This is a genomic window from Mycobacterium simiae (assembly GCF_008370645.1).
Lineage (GTDB): Bacteria > Actinomycetota > Actinomycetes > Mycobacteriales > Mycobacteriaceae > Mycobacterium > Mycobacterium simiae_A.
Genome location: NZ_VTZN01000428.1, coordinates 1 through 908, shown reverse-complemented (window position 1 = coordinate 908; position 908 = coordinate 1). Strand labels below are relative to the sequence as shown.

The 908-nt window shown below is 67.0% G+C and carries 1 pseudogene; it reads right to left on the bottom strand.

What is annotated here, in order from left to right:
• Positions 1-661: 661 nt before the first annotated feature.
• Positions 662-908, bottom strand: a pseudogene (locus F0Q45_RS28305) (hypothetical protein); the annotation flags it as partial.

Below are 908 nucleotides of genomic sequence, written 5' to 3'. Positions count from 1 at the left end.
CGGCGGCTCCGTCGGCGCCGAAACCGGTAAATCAGGTGCAGTAGGCACAGGTGGCGTCGGACCGAGCGGAAGCAATGGCGGTGCTGGCGGCACGGGCGGTGCCGGCGGCGCCGGCGCGAAAGCCAGCACCAGCTAGACATTTCAGCTAGTAAGTTCGCTCGCAGGTCAACGGCGGTGTGTCCGCCCTGGGTGCGGCGACACCGCAAGACATCTGCCCATGGCATCCGATCGGGCCATCACGCTACCGAATGCAGCTGCAGCGCAGATCGTTTCGTCAGTGATTAACTCAGTGATTGTCGGCGCCGAAGCTGTAGGAATCGCATCATGGTGAGTCCAGGCCGCCCTCGACTACGCGCGGAAACCGACACAGTTCGGCCGTCCCAGCGCGGGGCTTCAGTCCTTCACTGACCGCTGGGCTTACGCGGCGATCCCGCTGGACCCGTGCGGCGGTATGGGATGCGGCACTCGCCTACGACAGCGGCGAGTCGATGGAGTATGCGGCCATGACCACCGGGCAGCTGGCACCGGGATCGCCCTGTGCGGGCCGCCAGGGACAACCGAGTCAACCTAACTCGTGTCCGCGATCGGGCGCACTAGCGCAAAGCCCATACAGGGGCCTGTGAAACGCTGCCCACAACGCCCACAGCGGGCAAGTCTTCTTTTAGCCGGGGCTGCCGGATATGCCATGGCCTCCCGGAGTGCCGCTGCTTCCTGGGCCTCCGTCCACCACGTACACGTTGATCGACCAAGCGTCGGCTTCGGCGGTGCCACCGGCACCACCAGCACCACCGGCACCACCAGCACCACCGGCACCACTGGCACCGCCGGCACCGGCACCGCCGTGACTGCCAGGAAGCCCGATCAACCCACCGGCACCGCCAATGCCGCTAGCCCCGCTAGGGCCGCCG